This window comes from Herbaspirillum sp. Her4 (assembly GCF_057961335.1).
This window is the reverse complement of record NZ_CM176330.1, coordinates 5,528,003-5,542,616: the sequence shown is the minus strand read 5'-3', so window position 1 is coordinate 5,542,616 and position 14,614 is coordinate 5,528,003. Positions and strand designations below refer to the sequence as shown.

At 64.1% G+C, this 14,614-nt stretch carries 15 protein-coding genes; 9 read left to right on the top strand and 6 right to left on the bottom strand.

Annotated elements, in window-relative coordinates; translation table 11 throughout:
- The first annotated feature begins 9 nt into the window (after positions 1-9).
- Positions 10-720, top strand: coding sequence for a response regulator (locus tag ACWFUC_RS25060; protein ID WP_039787013.1), 711 nt, complete (start codon positions 10-12; stop codon positions 718-720).
- Positions 721-738: 18 nt separating this feature from the next.
- Here the strand turns inward: ACWFUC_RS25060 and ACWFUC_RS25055 are convergent, their stop codons facing one another.
- From ACWFUC_RS25055 to ACWFUC_RS25035, 5 genes are all read right to left on the bottom strand, one after another.
- Complete coding sequence (locus tag ACWFUC_RS25055; RefSeq protein ID WP_489637393.1) at positions 739-1,329, bottom strand: hypothetical protein; 591 nt, start codon at positions 1,327-1,329, stop codon at positions 739-741.
- 105 nt (positions 1,330-1,434) lie between these two features.
- The gene (locus ACWFUC_RS25050) at positions 1,435-1,842 is read right to left on the bottom strand and encodes a hypothetical protein (protein ID WP_209567561.1); all 408 of its coding nucleotides are present in this window, start codon (positions 1,840-1,842) and stop codon (positions 1,435-1,437) included.
- A gap of 48 nt (positions 1,843-1,890) precedes the next feature.
- A complete protein-coding gene (locus tag ACWFUC_RS25045) occupies positions 1,891-2,754 on the bottom strand; it encodes a TorF family putative porin (protein ID WP_489623715.1) in 864 nt (287 codons plus the stop codon).
- 109 nt (positions 2,755-2,863) lie between these two features.
- Positions 2,864-3,646 carry an enoyl-CoA hydratase gene (locus ACWFUC_RS25040; RefSeq protein WP_489623714.1) on the bottom strand — a complete coding sequence of 261 codons (783 nt, stop codon included), beginning with the start codon at positions 3,644-3,646 and terminating at the stop codon, positions 2,864-2,866.
- Between the two features lie 38 nt (positions 3,647-3,684).
- Positions 3,685-4,449, bottom strand: coding sequence for a GntR family transcriptional regulator (locus tag ACWFUC_RS25035; RefSeq protein WP_085946179.1), 765 nt, complete (start codon positions 4,447-4,449; stop codon positions 3,685-3,687).
- Positions 4,450-4,788: 339 nt separating this feature from the next.
- On the opposite strand from ACWFUC_RS25035, the gene ACWFUC_RS25030 reads away from it, so the two are divergent.
- The 7 genes from ACWFUC_RS25030 to ACWFUC_RS25000 all read left to right on the top strand — a co-directional run bounded on the left by ACWFUC_RS25030 (position 4,789) and on the right by ACWFUC_RS25000 (position 12,824).
- Positions 4,789-5,829, top strand: coding sequence for an ABC transporter substrate-binding protein (locus ACWFUC_RS25030; RefSeq protein WP_489623713.1), 1,041 nt, complete (start codon positions 4,789-4,791; stop codon positions 5,827-5,829).
- A gap of 31 nt (positions 5,830-5,860) precedes the next feature.
- Complete coding sequence (locus ACWFUC_RS25025) at positions 5,861-6,676, top strand: ABC transporter permease (RefSeq protein ID WP_034330553.1); 816 nt, start codon at positions 5,861-5,863, stop codon at positions 6,674-6,676.
- A gap of 31 nt (positions 6,677-6,707) precedes the next feature.
- The gene (locus tag ACWFUC_RS25020; RefSeq protein WP_034330555.1) at positions 6,708-7,499 is read left to right on the top strand and encodes an ABC transporter ATP-binding protein; all 792 of its coding nucleotides are present in this window, start codon (positions 6,708-6,710) and stop codon (positions 7,497-7,499) included.
- A gap of 11 nt (positions 7,500-7,510) precedes the next feature.
- Complete coding sequence (locus tag ACWFUC_RS25015) at positions 7,511-8,239, top strand: maleate cis-trans isomerase family protein (RefSeq protein ID WP_039787027.1); 729 nt, start codon at positions 7,511-7,513, stop codon at positions 8,237-8,239.
- Between the two features lie 120 nt (positions 8,240-8,359).
- Entirely contained in the window at positions 8,360-9,784 is a 1,425-nt protein-coding gene (hydA, locus tag ACWFUC_RS25010; protein WP_209567553.1) for a dihydropyrimidinase, read from the top strand.
- A 192-nt stretch (positions 9,785-9,976) separates the two neighbouring features.
- Entirely contained in the window at positions 9,977-11,557 is a 1,581-nt protein-coding gene (locus tag ACWFUC_RS25005; protein ID WP_209534335.1) for a methyl-accepting chemotaxis protein, read from the top strand.
- A 307-nt stretch (positions 11,558-11,864) separates the two neighbouring features.
- Complete coding sequence (locus ACWFUC_RS25000) at positions 11,865-12,824, top strand: DMT family transporter (RefSeq protein ID WP_121043695.1); 960 nt, start codon at positions 11,865-11,867, stop codon at positions 12,822-12,824.
- 9 nt (positions 12,825-12,833) lie between these two features.
- Here ACWFUC_RS25000 and ACWFUC_RS24995 read toward each other — a convergent pair whose 3' ends face one another.
- Positions 12,834-13,739, bottom strand: a complete 906-nt coding sequence (locus ACWFUC_RS24995; RefSeq protein WP_489637392.1) for a LysR family transcriptional regulator — start codon at positions 13,737-13,739, stop codon at positions 12,834-12,836.
- A gap of 206 nt (positions 13,740-13,945) precedes the next feature.
- On the opposite strand from ACWFUC_RS24995, the gene nfsB reads away from it, so the two are divergent.
- Positions 13,946-14,599, top strand: a complete 654-nt coding sequence (gene nfsB / locus ACWFUC_RS24990) for an oxygen-insensitive NAD(P)H nitroreductase (protein ID WP_489623712.1) — start codon at positions 13,946-13,948, stop codon at positions 14,597-14,599.
- Positions 14,600-14,614: the final 15 nt, after the last annotated feature.

Genomic DNA, 14,614 nt, shown 5'->3' with positions numbered 1-14,614 from the left:
GGACACCCCATGCAAGAACACGCAGGCAACATCGTCTTCATCGAAGATGATCCGCACATCCGCAAACTGGTCAGGAGTGCGCTCGAACAGGAGGGCTTCATCGTCCACGAAGCCAAGAGCGCACGTGAAGGCGTCACCGAAGCCGGGACCCGCAAGCCCGACCTCATCATCCTCGACCTCGGTCTGCCCGATGGCGACGGCAAGCAGGTCATCAGCGAGATCCGCAACTGGAGCAGCGTGCCCATCGTGATCCTCTCGGCCCGCACGCAGGAGTCCGAGAAGGTGGAAGCCCTCGACGCCGGTGCCGACGACTACCTGGTCAAGCCCTTCGGCATGCCCGAGCTGCTGGCCCGCATGCGCGCGCAATTGCGCCGCCATGCGCGCGCCTCAGGCGCAGGGCAGTCCAGCGGGCGCTATCGGCTTGGGGATGTGGTGGTGGACCTGCCGGCCCGCAGCGTGAGCCGCAACGGCGAGGCGCTGCATCTGACGCAGATCGAATATCGTCTGCTGGCCACCCTGCTGCGCGATGCCGGGCGCGTCATCACGCACCGCCAGTTGCTGGTGGCCGGATGGGGACCTTCGCATGCGGAGGATGGCCACTACCTGCGCATCTACATGCAGCGCCTGCGCCAGAAACTGGAACGCGATGCGGCCCAGCCTGTACACATCCTTACCGAGATCGGCGTGGGCTATCGGGTAGCCGATGTGGTGGCCGAATGAAACTGCAGTGAACCGGCCTCAGGGCCAGTTCAGCAGCGGCAGGGCCAGTACCACCATCACGATGCAGCCCAGATTGAGCAGCAGACGCTGGCGCTTGAGCACGAACGAGAGCAGCCACGCCCCGGCCAGAAAGACGATGAAGTTGGCCAGGTATTGCTTGCCCGCAGCGGCCACCGGCAACTCCGGCGCATCGGCCAGTCCCGAGAATTTCCAGGCGCAGACCAGGGCGGCCAGCACGGCGCAGTTGAAATAGGTATTGACGGTCGGGAAGCTTTCTTCCAGATGATCGGAAACCTCCACGCTCTCGCAGCGGCCTTCGCGATAGAGCGCTTCCAGCCAGTGCCGCTCACCACGCCAGCGATAGAGCAGGGTGCCGTCTTCGCGCGTCTCCTGGGCATGGGGTGTACCGAGCCGCGTGTTCATGAAGTCAGGTGCGGTGTTGCGCCATTCGGCGGTCTGCGCAGCGCGGAAGCGCTGTTCCAGCGCGCGCGCCTTGCGGCGTCGGCCCAGTTGCTTCAGGGCCAGCTGGGCCAGGGAATTGAACAGGTAGATCCACTGCAGGATGGTGGCGTAGTCGGCTTGCATGGGCAGGTCGGTCAGTAGGGGCATCGATAAGGATGCCGCATCTTGCCGTCAGCCCGCCTGATTGTCCAGCCCGGCTGTGCGCTCAGCAAGGGAATGCCCGCCGGACGGCGGTTCTAGCGCGATATGAACCTAAAGATCCCCCCAGATATCAATCTGGCGGCGGATCTGCCCGGTGCGTGCATCGCAGATGAAGAGAACTTCCCGCAGGGCATGGCGCACCACGTAGCGGAAGTATTCGTGGTCGGTGCGAGCCACGAATTCCTCGCTCTCGATCTTGCCGGGCATGAAGGCACTGATCTGCTGTCGGCACTCGTCGCGATGCTGCAGGGCCTGCCGCGAGGGGCCGTAGTCTTCGGGCGCGCGGTAGGGCGCGACGGCCTGTGTGAGCGGCGCGATGCTGGCGCACAGCACGAAGATCAGCAGCGCCACCAGCACGCAGCGATAGCGGCGGCGCTGTGCGGTACGCAGGAACAGATGGCGTGGCGAGAGCGGGTGGAGGCGATCCTCGCCACGTTTCCAGTGCAGACGGCTACGCATGATGATGCACCTCCTTGTGATGTTGTCTTGTCAGAAGACGGACAGGGCTCAGAAGCTCTTGTTGACCGAAGCGATCCACTGGTTGCTGCCGATGTTCTTGCCACGCAGGGTGTAGCCGGCGTCGGGCGCATTGCTGCCGGTCCAGGCCAGCCCCAGCACGTAGCCGGAGAAGTCGCGCGTGAGGCCCAGCTTCCAGTCGGTATAGGAGAGGTTGGAAGCATTGGAGCCGGTATAGCGCTGGCGGCCGATGTGGGCCAGTCCGGTGATGCCGGCGAAGAGTTCATGTGTCACGGACAGGTCGGCATAGGTGCTGCCGCGCGTATCGGCATTGCCGAAGGTATTGCCGGTGCTGTACGAATACTTGAAGGCGATCCACTTGGCATCCACGCCGAGGTAGACCTCGGTGGTATCGGGTTTGGTCATGCCGGCCGGATAGCTGCCGGGATAGGCGTAGTGCAGCACGCCGATGTCGCCGGTGAGCCAGTCGGTGAGTGCCGGTTTCCAGCCGCCGTAGACATCGGCTTCGAGGCTGGCGGAGGCGGCCGGGTTGGTATCCGAGATCCAGCTGATGTTGGACATCCAGACACCGGCATAGAGGCCATTGTCATGGGTCAGGTCGAAGCCGCCTTGCAGGGCCGGTTTCTGGTTGGTCTGGGTAGTGCCACGGAAAACGTACTGGCTGACGATGCCGATGTTGCCGGCCAGGTGCAGCGGGGAGGCGCTGGCCTCCGGGGTGGTGGGTGCGGCTTCCTGCGCCTGGGCCGGAGCGATCACGGCGATGGCCAGCAGCGCGCCGGCGGCGGCCAGGGTGGCGAGACCGGCCAGTTGCGCATTGCGCAGTCGACGCTGGCCCAGCGGTGCCATGTCTTGCTTTGCGGGATCCTGGATGTGTTGTTGGGTGCGGCGATTCATGATGCTGGTGGCTCCGTGGGTTGAAGAGCCGCAAGCTTAGAATCGCCGGCGTTTAATCCTGGTAAAACTTGAACCCGGTCCCGTAAACTTCACATAAAGAAGCGCCAGCTCATTCCCACCGCGGCGGCCGCTTCTCCAGAAACGCCTGTATCCCCTCCATCGCCTCCGCATCCATGATGTTGCAGGCCATCACCTCGGCTGCATGCGCATAGGCATCGGGCAGCGCCATCATCTGCTGGCGGTACGCCATGGCCTTGCCGCGCGCAATCGAGATGGCAGGCTTGCTGCAGATCTCGCGCGCCAGCGCTTCGGTGGCCGCATCGAGTTCATCCGCACGCACCGCCTGGTTGATGAGTCCCCATTGCGCGGCGGTGTCGGCATCGATGAATTTGCCGGTCACCAGCATCTCGAAGGCGCGCTTGATCGGCAGGTTGCGCGTCAAGGCCACCGCCGGGGTGGAACAGAACAAACCGACGTTGATGCCCGAGACCGCAAAGCGCGCGCCCTCGCTGGCCACCGCCAGGTCGCAGGCGGCCACCAGCTGGCAGCCGGCCGCCGTGGCCAGTCCCTGTACCTTGGCGATGACCGGCACCGGCAGCGCGCGCAAGGACTGCATCAGGTGGCTGCAACGATCAAACAATTGCTGGTAATACGCCTGCTCGGGCGTGGCGCGCATCTCGCGCAGGTCATGGCCGGCGCAGAAGGCGCGGCCGTTGGCGGCCAGGATCACGCAGCGTACCTGCGGGTCCTGCGCCAGCGCATCGAGCTGTGCCTGCAAGGCCTCCAGCATCGCTTCGGAGAGCGCATTGAATTGCGCCGGCCGGTTCAGGGTGAGGGTGGTGATGCCCTGGGCGTCATGGCGCAGCAACAGGTCCTGGCTTGCGTCTTGCATGGTGTCTCCTCCATTGGTGATGGGCGCCGTGTGTTGCCTTACACCATGCCCAGCAATGCCTCCAGATCTTCGTCCTCGCCCTGCGGCGCGGACATGTCGAGCACGCTTTCAATGTGGTGCAGGTGCGCCAGCATGGTCGCCACGGCGTCTTCGGTGCGGCCGGCGGAGATGGCGTCGATGATGTCGCCATGGTCGTCGTGGGTGCAGGCCGGCACCGTCGGCGAATCGTACAGCACGATGATGAGACAGGTCAGCGATGCCAGCTCGCGCATCATCTTGCTCATCACCGGGTTGTCCACCATGTCGGCGATACGGATGTGGAATTCGCCCGAGAGCCGGATGATGGCGCGCCGGTCATTGCTGGCGCGGGCCTGCGCTTCTTCGGCCACGTGGGCGCGCAACAGCGCGATGTGCTCGGGCCGCGTGTGCTCGCACAGGTGGCGCAGCAGCGCCGGTTCCAGCAGGCGGCGCGCGGCAAAGATGTTGCGCGCCTCTTCCGGCGTGGGGCTGGCCACGAAGGCGCCGCGATTGGGGATGGTCGTGATCAGGCCCTCATGCGCCAGCCGCGCCAGCACCTCGCGCACCCGCGTACGGTTCACGCTGAAGATGCCGGCCAGCTTCTCCTCGACCAGCTTGGTGCCCGGCGTGAGGCGGTGTTCCATGATGGCCCCGACGATGCGCTCATAGATGGCGTCGCCGGCCAGCGGGCGCACGCTGAAGGCCTGGCCGGGCAGGGGGCTGGTGTCCGGATGCTCGTGCTTGCTGGTTTTCTTGCGGGGGCTGCTGGCGGAAGTCGGGCGCATGGGTCTCTGTGATGACATGGGTTTGCCCGCCATGATAGCGGAAAATTGTGGGAATGGATTGTCACAAAATGGGGTAATGAATGTTGCACTCTTGCGGGGCGGATTTGTGCTCCGGCTTGGCTGGATTGGATTGCTTTGGTGCGTGCGCTCTCGTTTCTCGTCGGCAATTGAAGTCGGAAAATTCTATGGAAAAGCCCGTTGCAAAAGGGATTTGGGACGATTTCCCAAACCGTGCGACGGGCGTTTTTCAAGCTGGCACAGGCTTTGCATAAACGGTGGCAATAGAAAACAGGATTGTCACAAAATAATTCGTTCCGATTGTCCACCTGGGAGAAAACCATGCAACAGCAAGTCCGCAAGTCCCCCTCCGGCCTGTTCTTCAAGGCGCTTGCCCTGGCCAGCCTCGTGGCCTGCAGTACCTTGGGCGCCGGTTCGGCCATGGCCCAGGCCAAGCCCAAGATCAAGCTGGCCTATGCCAAGTGTGCGCATTGCATGTCCATGGCCATGGTGCCGGGGCTGGCGCAGAACGTGGAGATCGAAGGCATCAACTTCACCGCCGGCAGCGATGCGCTGACTGCGCTGGTCTCCAAGAGCGTGGACATCGCCCAGGTCACCTACCTGGCCTACGTCAGCGGTCTGGACAAGGGCTTTGACCTGGTGGCCGTGTCGGGCCAGGTCAACGGCGGTTCGGAGATGCTGGTCGGCAAGGACAGCAAGCTGGCCTCGGATGACTGGGCCGGCCTCAAGAAGCTGATCGCGCAATACAAGGCCGAAGACAAGCCCTTCCGCATCGCCGCCTCGCGCGGCAATGCGCAGGACCTGCACATGCGCGGCGAACTGGCCGGCCACGGCATCGATCCGTCCAAGGACGTGCAGTTCGTCAACATCCCCAATCCCTCGGACCACGCCGCCGCACTCTCGCGCGGCGAGGTGGAACTGATCTGCTCGGTCGAACCCTTCGCGTCGCAGATCCGCATGACCGGGGTTGGCAAGCATTTTGCGTATCCGTATGACCAGGCGGCGGGGCGTCTGACCAACCTGATCGTCACCCGTTCGGATGTCATCAAGGAGCATCCGGCCGAGGTCAAGGAAACCGTGGCCGCCGTGGTCAGGCTGGTGGATGGCCTGCAGAAGGACAAGCAGGGCTGGATCAACAGCATCGTCAAGGGCACCGGCCTCGATCCCAAGATCGCCACCGAAGCCCTCAACAATGCCTATCCCGACTACCGCATGTACCGCACGCAAACCAAGGCCATCGCCGGGATGATGAAGGACCTGAAATACGTTTCTACCGATGTGTCTGCGCTGGCCGAGAAGAACATGGACTACAGCTTCCTGATGAGCGTGACCGGCAAGCCCAAGACCGAACTGGGTTATTGATCCAGCACCCCACAGCATTGAAGGAATCATCATGAGCGGATGGAAACAATCCCTGTCGGAAGCCAAGTGGCGCTTTGCGGTGCCGCTGTTGCTGGTGCTGTTCTGGGAGGCCTTCTCCCGCTCGGGCGTGATTCCGGCGTCGCTGCTGCCGGCACCCTCGCGGGTGTTCGCCACCTGGATGGACTGGATCTTCGGCATCAATGAAGCGGCCCAGGACAGCAGCGGCAAATGGATCTACGACGCCATGGCCAGCTGCCTGCGCGTGACCGCCGGCTACCTCATCGCGGCGCTCTCGGGCATCGCCCTGGGCGTGGCCATCGGCTGGTGGCGCTGGGTCGAGCGCACCATCGAACCGACGGTGCAGATGCTGCGGCCGATTCCGCCGGTGTCGTGGATTCCGCTGGCCATCATCTGGTTCGGCATCGCCAACAAGCCGGCCATCTTCCTGGTGTTCCTGGGGGCCTTCTTCCCGATCCTGATGAATACCGTCCACGGCGTCAAAACCGCCGACCGCAATCTGCTGCGCGCAGCCGCCATGGCCGGTGCAAAGCAGAGCCAGTTGCTGCGTTTCGTGATCCTGCCGGCGGCCATGCCCAGCATCTTTGCGGGCCTGCGCATCGGCATCGGCAGCGCCTGGATGCTCACCGTCACCGCCGAGATGGTGGCCGTCAAGAGCGGGCTCGGCTATGCGCTGTGGGATTCGTATTACTTCCTGCGCTATGACCTGGTGATCGCTGCCATGATCAGCATCGGCCTGCTGGGTTTCCTGGCCGACTGGATCCTCAAGCAGATCATGCATTCCATGCTGCGCTGGCAGCACGTGGCCACCGTGCAGGGCAAGGCCTGAGCACGCATTCAACCATCAAGGACATCGCATCATGGCATTCATCGAATTGAACGATATCGTCAAGGTCTTCAAGGACCGCAAGCGCGGCACCGACATGCTGGCCATCGACCACGTGAGCCTGCGTCTGGAGAAGAAGGAATTCCTCTGCCTGCTCGGCCCCTCCGGTTGCGGCAAGTCCACGCTGCTGAACATGATCGCCGGTTTTGAATTCCCGACCAGCGGCGTGGTCACGGTGGCCGGCAAGCCCATCACCGGCCCCGGCGCGGATCGCGGCATGGTGTTCCAGCAGGCCAACCTCATGCCCTGGCTGCCGGTGTGGGACAACGTCGCCTTCTCGCTCAAGCTGCAGGGCAAGAGTGCGGCCGAGCGGCGCGCGGCGGCCCAGCCCTTCATCGAGACGGTCAAGCTCAAGGGCTTCGAGAACCACTATCCGAGCGAACTCTCGGGCGGCATGGCGCAGCGTGTCGGCATTGCCCGCGCGCTGTTGCAGAACCCCTCGGTGATCCTGATGGACGAACCCTTCGCCGCCCTCGATGCGCAGACCAAGATGGAAATGCAGGAAGAACTGGTGGCCCTGTGGCAGCGCTACGAGGGCACCATCGTCTTCGTCACCCACAGCGTCGACGAAGCCCTGATCCTGGCCACCAAGGTGGCGGTGATGACGCATCGTCCGGGGCGCATGCGCGAGCTGATCGACATCGATCTGCCGCGTCCGCGCGATACCACCACGCCCGAATTCAACCAGTACAAACGCCACGTGCTGAGCCTGATCCGCGAGGAATCGGCGCTGGCCCATGCCGACGCTGCACTGCTGGCAGCCTGAAAGGAAACAAGATGATCCCACGCACCCTGCTCGGCATGCTCACGCCGTCCTCCAACACCACGCTGGAGCCGGTCACCACCGCCATGCTGGCCGATATCCCGGAAGCCAGCGCCCACTTTGGCCGCTTCCGCGTGACCGAGATCGCGCTGTCCAACCAGGCGCTGGCGCAGTTCGATGACAGCGAAATCCTGCGCGCCGCCGAACTGCTCTCGCATGCCAAGGTTGGCAGCATCGCATGGAATGGGACGTCCTCGGGCTGGCTGGGTTTCGATGCCGATGAGCGCCTGTGCCGCCGCATAACCGAAGCCACCGGCATCCCGGCCTGCACCTCGGTACTGGCCCTGAACGAGATCTTCGATCTCACCGGGGTGAAGCGCTTCGGGCTGGTCACGCCTTACCTGGACGACGTGCAGGCCGCCATCATCAAGAACTATGCGGCCTCGGGCCTGGAGTGCGTCTCCGAACGCCACCTGCGCAAGCAGGACAATTTCTCCTTCTCCGAAGTGGGCGCGCAAGAGCTGCGCGCCATGGTGCATGAGGTGGCCAAAGACAAACCGCAGGCCATCACCATCTTCTGCACCAACCTGCGCGGCGCACCGCTGGTGGAAGAACTGGAGCGCGAGGTCGGCATCCCGATCTACGACACCATCTCCACCGTGGTCTGGAAATCGCTGCAGCAGGCCGGTGCCGATCCCTCGCGCATTCGCGGCTGGGGCAGCCTGTTCCGCGACGTGCGCTAACGCTCACGCCGGCGCGGGCACCGGCCGCACCGGCGGCCTCTTCCATTTTCAACTTCAGTCTCACGCCCCGGCGCATGCCGGCGGCGCGGGGTGAACCACGCTTGTTCGAAAGGAATACGGATGGACAGCTTTGACCTGGTGATCCGCAACGGCACTGTTGCAACGGCCTCCGACATCATGCAATGCGACGTCGGCATCAAGGACGGCAAGGTCGCCATGCTGGGACGGGGCCTGCCGCCCGGCCGCGAGGAGATCGATGCCAGCGGCAAGCTGGTGCTGCCCGGCGGCGTGGATGCGCATTGCCACCTGGACCAGCCGATGGAAGAGGGCCTGCGCATGGCCGACGATTTCCGCAGCGGCACCATCTCCGCCGCCTGCGGCGGCACCACCACGGTGATCCCGTTTGCGGCCCAGGCGAAGGGCGGCTCGCTGCGAGCGGCCGTGGAGGATTATCATCGCCGCGCCGAGGGCAAGGCGGTGATCGACTATGCCTTCCACATGATCGTCAGCGACCCCAGCGAGGAGGTCCTCAAGAACGAACTGCCGCAACTGGTGCGCGAGGGCTATACCTCCTTCAAGATCTACATGACCTATGACGATCTCAAGCTCAATGATCGCCAGATCCTCGACCTGCTGGCGCTGGCCCGCAGGGAGGGTGCGCTGGTCATGGTGCATGCGGAAAATGCCGACTGCATCGGCTGGCTCACCGAGCAGCTGGAAGAGGCCGGCCTGACCGCGCCGAAGTATCACGCCCACTCGCGCCCGATGATGGTCGAGCGCGAAGCCACCCATCGCGCCATTGCGCTCTCGGAGCTGGTGGATGTGCCCATCCTGATCGTGCATGTCTCCGGACGCGAGGCCATCGAACAGATCCGCTGGGCGCACGGCCACGGCCTGCGCATCCACGCCGAGACCTGCCCGCAGTACCTGGTGCTGACGGCGGATCACCTCGATGACGGCTACCACGGTGCCAAGTGCGTCTGCAGCCCGCCGCCGCGCGACAAGGCCAACCAGCAATACGTCTGGGATGGCCTGGCCAGCGGGCTGTTCACGGTCTTCTCTTCGGACCATGCGCCTTTCCGCTACGAGGATCCGCAAGGCAAGAAGCCGGGCGGCAAGGAGGTGCCGTTCCGCTACATCCCCAATGGCACGCCGGGACTGGAGACGCGCATGCCCATCCTGTTCTCCGAAGGCGTGGGCAAGGGCCGCATCGATCTCAACCGCTTCGTGGCCCTGACCGCCACCGACCCGGCCAAGATGTATGGCCTCTATCCGCGCAAGGGCACCATTGCCATCGGCAGCGATGCCGACATCGCCGTCTGGGATCCGCATCGCCAGGTCACGGTCAGCAACAGCATGCTGCATCACGACGTCGACTACACCCCCTATGAAGGCATGCAGCTGACGGGCTGGCCGGTGCTCACGCTCTCACGCGGCGAGATTGTCTGGCGCGATGGCGAGGTGCTGGGCACACCGGGGCGCGGGCAATTCCTTCCTTGCGGCTTGCCGGATCCGGCTCGGCCCAAGGTGCAGATTCCTGAATAACAGGAATTTATAAATAATTTATCGATTAATTGTCAGTTTGGCCTTTAGCGCGCGTGTTGCAAGCCGTAATCTGCATGGGGGGAGGATCGCCATGCATTGCCTGGCGGCAAGCTGGGGCCGCATGGTCGTGTCATTCCCGCCAATGACGTTCCGTTCGACATTTCCGACAACGACCACGCCTCCACGCCCATGATGAATCGACTCTCGCTGAAGAAAAAACTCTGGCTACCTTTGGTGTTTTCCTGGATAGCCTTGCTGTTCCTCTCCGTCTGGCACGCCTACCAGACCCGTGATTTGCAGATCGCCGAGCGCCAGCGCGGCCTGGAGGACGTGACCGAAATGGCCTATACCACCGTGGCCGGCTTCGCCAAGCTGGAGGCCGACGGCAAGCTCTCCCGCGCCGAGGCGCAGCAGGGCGCCATCGCCCGCGTGCGCGACCAGCGCTATACCGGTGACGGCTACGCCACCCTGGTGGGTGCGGACTCCACCATCGTCATGCATCCCATCAACACCAAGCTCGATGGCCGCAACATGCTCTCCTTCAAGGATGCCAAGGGCAACGAACTCTACAAGATGATCGCCGCAGCCGGTGCCTCGCCGGCCGGCAAGGGCTTCCTCGAATACTGGTGGCCGCGCCCCGGCAGCGACAAGCCCAGTCCCAAGATGGGCTTCGTCAAGCGTTTCAAGCCCTGGAATTGGGACCTGATCTGCAGCGTCTATTCCGATGACATCGAGGCCGACTTCCGCCGCGCCCTGGTACAGGCCGTCGTGGTACTGGTGGCCTTGGGCGTGCTGCTGTCCATCATCGCCGGACTGGTCTCGCGCAACATCTTCCGCTCCATCGGCGGCGAGCCCGCCGAAGCCGCCGAGATGGCCCGCAAGATCGCCGGCGGCGACCTCACCGGCACCATCCGCACCAGCGGCGGCGACCAGCACAGCCTGGTGGCGGCCGTGGCCTACACGCGTGACCGCCTGGTCGATACCGTGCAGGGTATCCAGGGCGCGACCACCTCCATCAAGACCTCGGTCGATGAAATCGCCAATGGCAACATGGACCTCTCCAACCGCACCGAGCAACAGGCCGGTTCGCTGGAGGAGACTGCCTCCGCAATGGAAGAACTGACCTCCACCGTCAAGCAGAACGCCGCCAATGCCCAGCACGCCAATGAACTGGCCTCGGGCGCCGCCAAGGTGGCGATCCAGGGCGGCGAAGTGGTGGGGCAGGTAGTGCAGACCATGGCCTCCATCAATGCCTCCTCGCGCAAGATCGTGGACATCATCAGCGTCATCGACGGCATCGCCTTCCAGACCAATATCCTGGCCCTGAATGCCGCCGTGGAAGCGGCGCGCGCCGGGGAGCAGGGGCGCGGCTTTGCCGTCGTCGCCTCCGAAGTGCGCTCGCTGGCCCAGCGTTCGGCCGCTGCCGCCAAGGAGATCAAGCAGCTGATCGATGACTCGGTCGGCAAGGTCGATGCCGGTACCCACCTGGTGCAGCAGGCCGGGCAGACCATGCAGGAAGTGGTGGCCAGCATCCAGGGCGTCTCCACGGTCGTCAGCGAAATCGCCACCGCCAGCCACGAGCAGAGCGCCGGCATCGAACAGGTCGGTGAAGCCATCACCCAGATGGATGAAACCACCCAGCAGAATGCCGCCCTGGTGGAACAGGCCGCCGCCGCCGCGCAGTCGCTGCAGGAGCAGGCCGACAAGCTGGTCAATCTGGTCGGGGTCTTCACCCTGGATCGACCGGGGCAGGGGGGCTTGGCCGTGCGTTGAGGCTGGGCGGCCGCCTGGCCGCTTTTTCTTTCATATCGACCAAAAGCGGGGCGGTTGCTGCGGGACGGCAGGCCGCCCCTTTTACATGGGGCGGTCGGCGGCCCGCAGTGGTGCATGCTGCACCAAATGCGTTATCGCGGATAAATAATTTTCAAAAATGCGATTTGGCAGCAGGAAGTGCTGCCAGGACCGTTTCCTGCCATCAAATACGGCAGCACTATTGGCCGCCTCTTCTCTACCATGGGAGCCGTTTGGATGCGCTGCAGCATGCCTGCTGCAACGCGCCGTTTCCCCTCTGGAGCCCCTGATGTCCACCGCCATTGCCGCACCCGCCCGATCCGCCAGCCCCGCTTCCTCCCGGCCGCAGCCGATGAGCCGGCTGTTCCTGGTGTGCGTGGTGGTGGCGATCTGCATCTGGGGCGGCAACTGGCCGGTGATGAAGTTCGGCAGCCAGTTCATCCCGCCGCTGTGGTTTGCGGCCAGCCGTTTCCTGTCGGCGGCCATCCTCAGTTTCATCATCGCCGCCGCCCTCGGCAAGCTGCGCCTGCCCACCCGCCAGGAGTGGCCGGTGGTGGCCGGGGTGGGCGTGCTGCAGATGGGCCTGTTCACGGCGCTGGTGACCGGCGCGCTGCACTTCGTCATGCCGGGCCGCGCTTCGCTGATCGCCTATGCCACCTCGATCTGGGTGGTGCCGGGCGCAGCCCTGGTGTTGAAGCACAAGCTGAGCACGCAGCAATCGCTGGCCACCGTCTGCAGCTATGCGGGCATGGCCGTGATCGTGTTGCCGGCACTGCTGCATGCGGACATGCACAGCATGATCGGCTACCTGATGCTGGGCGCGGCGTCGCTGTCCTGGGCCATGAACATCCTGCAGATCAAGATGACGCCGGGCGTGAAGCTGGACTTCGACCTGCTGCCCTGGCAGACCCTGGTGGCCGCGGTACCGCTGTGCGTGCTGGCGCTGCTGGTGGATGGCGCGCCGACCTTCCTGGCCGATCCGCACTCCTGGGGCGTGATTGCCTACACCGGTCCGCTGGCTACTGCGCTGACCTTCCTGATCGTGCTGCAGATGACCCAGCGCCTCTCGCCGGTGACGGTGTCGGTGTGCATGCTTGGGGTGCCGGTGGTGGGCCTGACGCTGTCCTCGCTGATCTTCGGCGAGACGCTCTCGGCGGACCTGCTGCTGGGCATGGGCCTGCTGTGCCTGGGCCTGGTGTTGCCGGCGCTGCCTTCGCTGGGTTTGCGTCGCGTGCTCAGCAAGGCTTGATGTTTTCTACTAGCGATCGGTGAGATAACGCGCAACGCGCTCACCGAGCAATTCACGCAGGGCACGCACGGTGGGCGAGAGGCTCATGCGATGCGTGCAGACCAGGTTCAGCGGTGACGCCTCGCCCTGGTAATCCTCCATCAGCGCTTCCAGTTTTCCGTTGCGCAGGTCGGCCAGCACGTCCAGCCGCGACTTGTAGGCAATGCCCCGGCCTTCCACGGCCCAGCGATGTACCAGTTCGCCATCGTCGCAGACGCGGTCGCCGCTGACCTGCACTTGTACCGGCGTACCGTCCTTGAAGAAGGTCCATTGCGAATGCAGCATGTCCGACAGCAGATAGCGCAGGCAATTGTGCTGGCGCAGGTCGGCCGGCATGCGCGGGCGGCCGTGGCGAGCGAGGTAGTCGGGCGAGGCGCACAGCACGCGGCGGTTGTCCGGGGCCAGGGGCAGGGCTACCAGGCTGGAATCTTCCGGCGGGCTGTAGCGGATCGCCACCTCTACCGGCTGGCGGAACATGTCAGCCACGCGGTCGCTGATGCGTACCTGCAGGCTCACTGCCGGATGCTGGGCGAGGAATTCATCGAGCCACTGGCACATCAGATTGCGCCCGAGATCGGAGGGCACCGACAGCGAAAGATTGCCGCCGACCACGCGCCGGCCATGGGCCACGGCATCGCGTCCGGCATTGACTTCGGCCAGCACGTTGCGGGCGTATTGCAGGTAGCGTTCGCCGTCGGGTGTCAGGCGCAGGCTGCGGGTGGAGCGCGCCAGCAGGCGGGCACCGAGTTCGCCTTCGAGGCGTTTCATGGCGGCACTGGCCACGGCCGGGGTGACATCGTGTTGACGGGCGGCAGCGGAGAGGCTGCCGTTGTCGGCGGCACAGACGAAGATGGCAAGGTCTTCCAGGCGGATCATGAGCGGGAACGATGAAGAAGACGAATCAAAGCGCTCATTCTACTTTCAATTTATTTTTGAAAATGTTTCTGCCACGCTCCGCTTTTTTGAAACCGCATCCTGCCCGATGATGTCATTCAAGCCGCAGTCGATCATTGATGCGCATTTCAGAGCATTAAGCAAAATTGAATGCTCAACGCCAACACCATTAAACGCAAGGAACCCCCATGAGCCTGCTCCACGCCGCCCGCAAACGCCACTCTACCAAGGCCTTCGATCCCAGCCGCAAGGTCCCCGAGAACATCATCGCCGAACTGCGCGAGCTGCTGCGCCTGGCCCCGTCTTCGGTGAATTCGCAGCCCTGGCATTTCGTGGTGGCTTCCAGCGATGCCGCCAAGGCCCGCATCGGCAAGGCTGCCGAAGCCGGTTATCCCTACAACCTGCCCAAGATCCTGAATGCCTCGCACGTGCTGGTGCTGTGCGCCCGCACCGGCATCAGCGAACCGCACCTGGAAGCCCTGCTGGAAAAGGAAGAAGCCGACGGCCGTTTCGTCAACGCCGAGGCCAAGGCCGGCCAGCGCGGTTCGCGTCTGCTCTACAGCAACCTGCATCGCTATGAACTGAAGGATGCCCAGCACTGGATGGAAAAGCAGGTCTACCTGGCCCTGGGCACGCTGCTGCTGGGCGCGGCCGAACTGGAAGTGGATGCGGTGCCGATGGAAGGTTTCAATGCCAAGGTGCTGGACGAAGAATTGGGCCTGCGCGAAAAGGGCTTCACCAGTGTCGTGCTGGTGAGCCTGGGCTACAGCGGTGCGGAGGACTTCAACGCCAAGCTGCCGAAGTCGCGCCTGGCGGCCGAGACCGTCTTCACCGATCTGTAATCGGCAGCACGCGCT

Bases quoted from the DNA above. Each gene is read 5' to 3' on its own strand.
- ACWFUC_RS25060 (WP_039787013.1), top strand. From the start codon at position 10: ATGCAAGAACACGCAGGCAACATCGTCTTCATCGAAGATGATCCGCAC.
- ACWFUC_RS25055 (WP_489637393.1), bottom strand. From the start codon at position 1,329: ATGCCCCTACTGACCGACCTGCCCATGCAAGCCGACTACGCCACCATC.
- ACWFUC_RS25050 (WP_209567561.1), bottom strand. From the start codon at position 1,842: ATGCGTAGCCGTCTGCACTGGAAACGTGGCGAGGATCGCCTCCACCCG.
- ACWFUC_RS25045 (WP_489623715.1), bottom strand. From the start codon at position 2,754: ATGAATCGCCGCACCCAACAACACATCCAGGATCCCGCAAAGCAAGAC.
- ACWFUC_RS25040 (WP_489623714.1), bottom strand. From the start codon at position 3,646: ATGCAAGACGCAAGCCAGGACCTGTTGCTGCGCCATGACGCCCAGGGC.
- ACWFUC_RS25035 (WP_085946179.1), bottom strand. From the start codon at position 4,449: ATGCGCCCGACTTCCGCCAGCAGCCCCCGCAAGAAAACCAGCAAGCAC.
- ACWFUC_RS25030 (WP_489623713.1), top strand. From the start codon at position 4,789: ATGCAACAGCAAGTCCGCAAGTCCCCCTCCGGCCTGTTCTTCAAGGCG.
- ACWFUC_RS25025 (WP_034330553.1), top strand. From the start codon at position 5,861: ATGAGCGGATGGAAACAATCCCTGTCGGAAGCCAAGTGGCGCTTTGCG.
- ACWFUC_RS25020 (WP_034330555.1), top strand. From the start codon at position 6,708: ATGGCATTCATCGAATTGAACGATATCGTCAAGGTCTTCAAGGACCGC.
- ACWFUC_RS25015 (WP_039787027.1), top strand. From the start codon at position 7,511: ATGATCCCACGCACCCTGCTCGGCATGCTCACGCCGTCCTCCAACACC.
- hydA (WP_209567553.1), top strand. From the start codon at position 8,360: ATGGACAGCTTTGACCTGGTGATCCGCAACGGCACTGTTGCAACGGCC.
- ACWFUC_RS25005 (WP_209534335.1), top strand. From the start codon at position 9,977: ATGAATCGACTCTCGCTGAAGAAAAAACTCTGGCTACCTTTGGTGTTT.
- ACWFUC_RS25000 (WP_121043695.1), top strand. From the start codon at position 11,865: ATGTCCACCGCCATTGCCGCACCCGCCCGATCCGCCAGCCCCGCTTCC.
- ACWFUC_RS24995 (WP_489637392.1), bottom strand. From the start codon at position 13,739: ATGATCCGCCTGGAAGACCTTGCCATCTTCGTCTGTGCCGCCGACAAC.
- nfsB (WP_489623712.1), top strand. From the start codon at position 13,946: ATGAGCCTGCTCCACGCCGCCCGCAAACGCCACTCTACCAAGGCCTTC.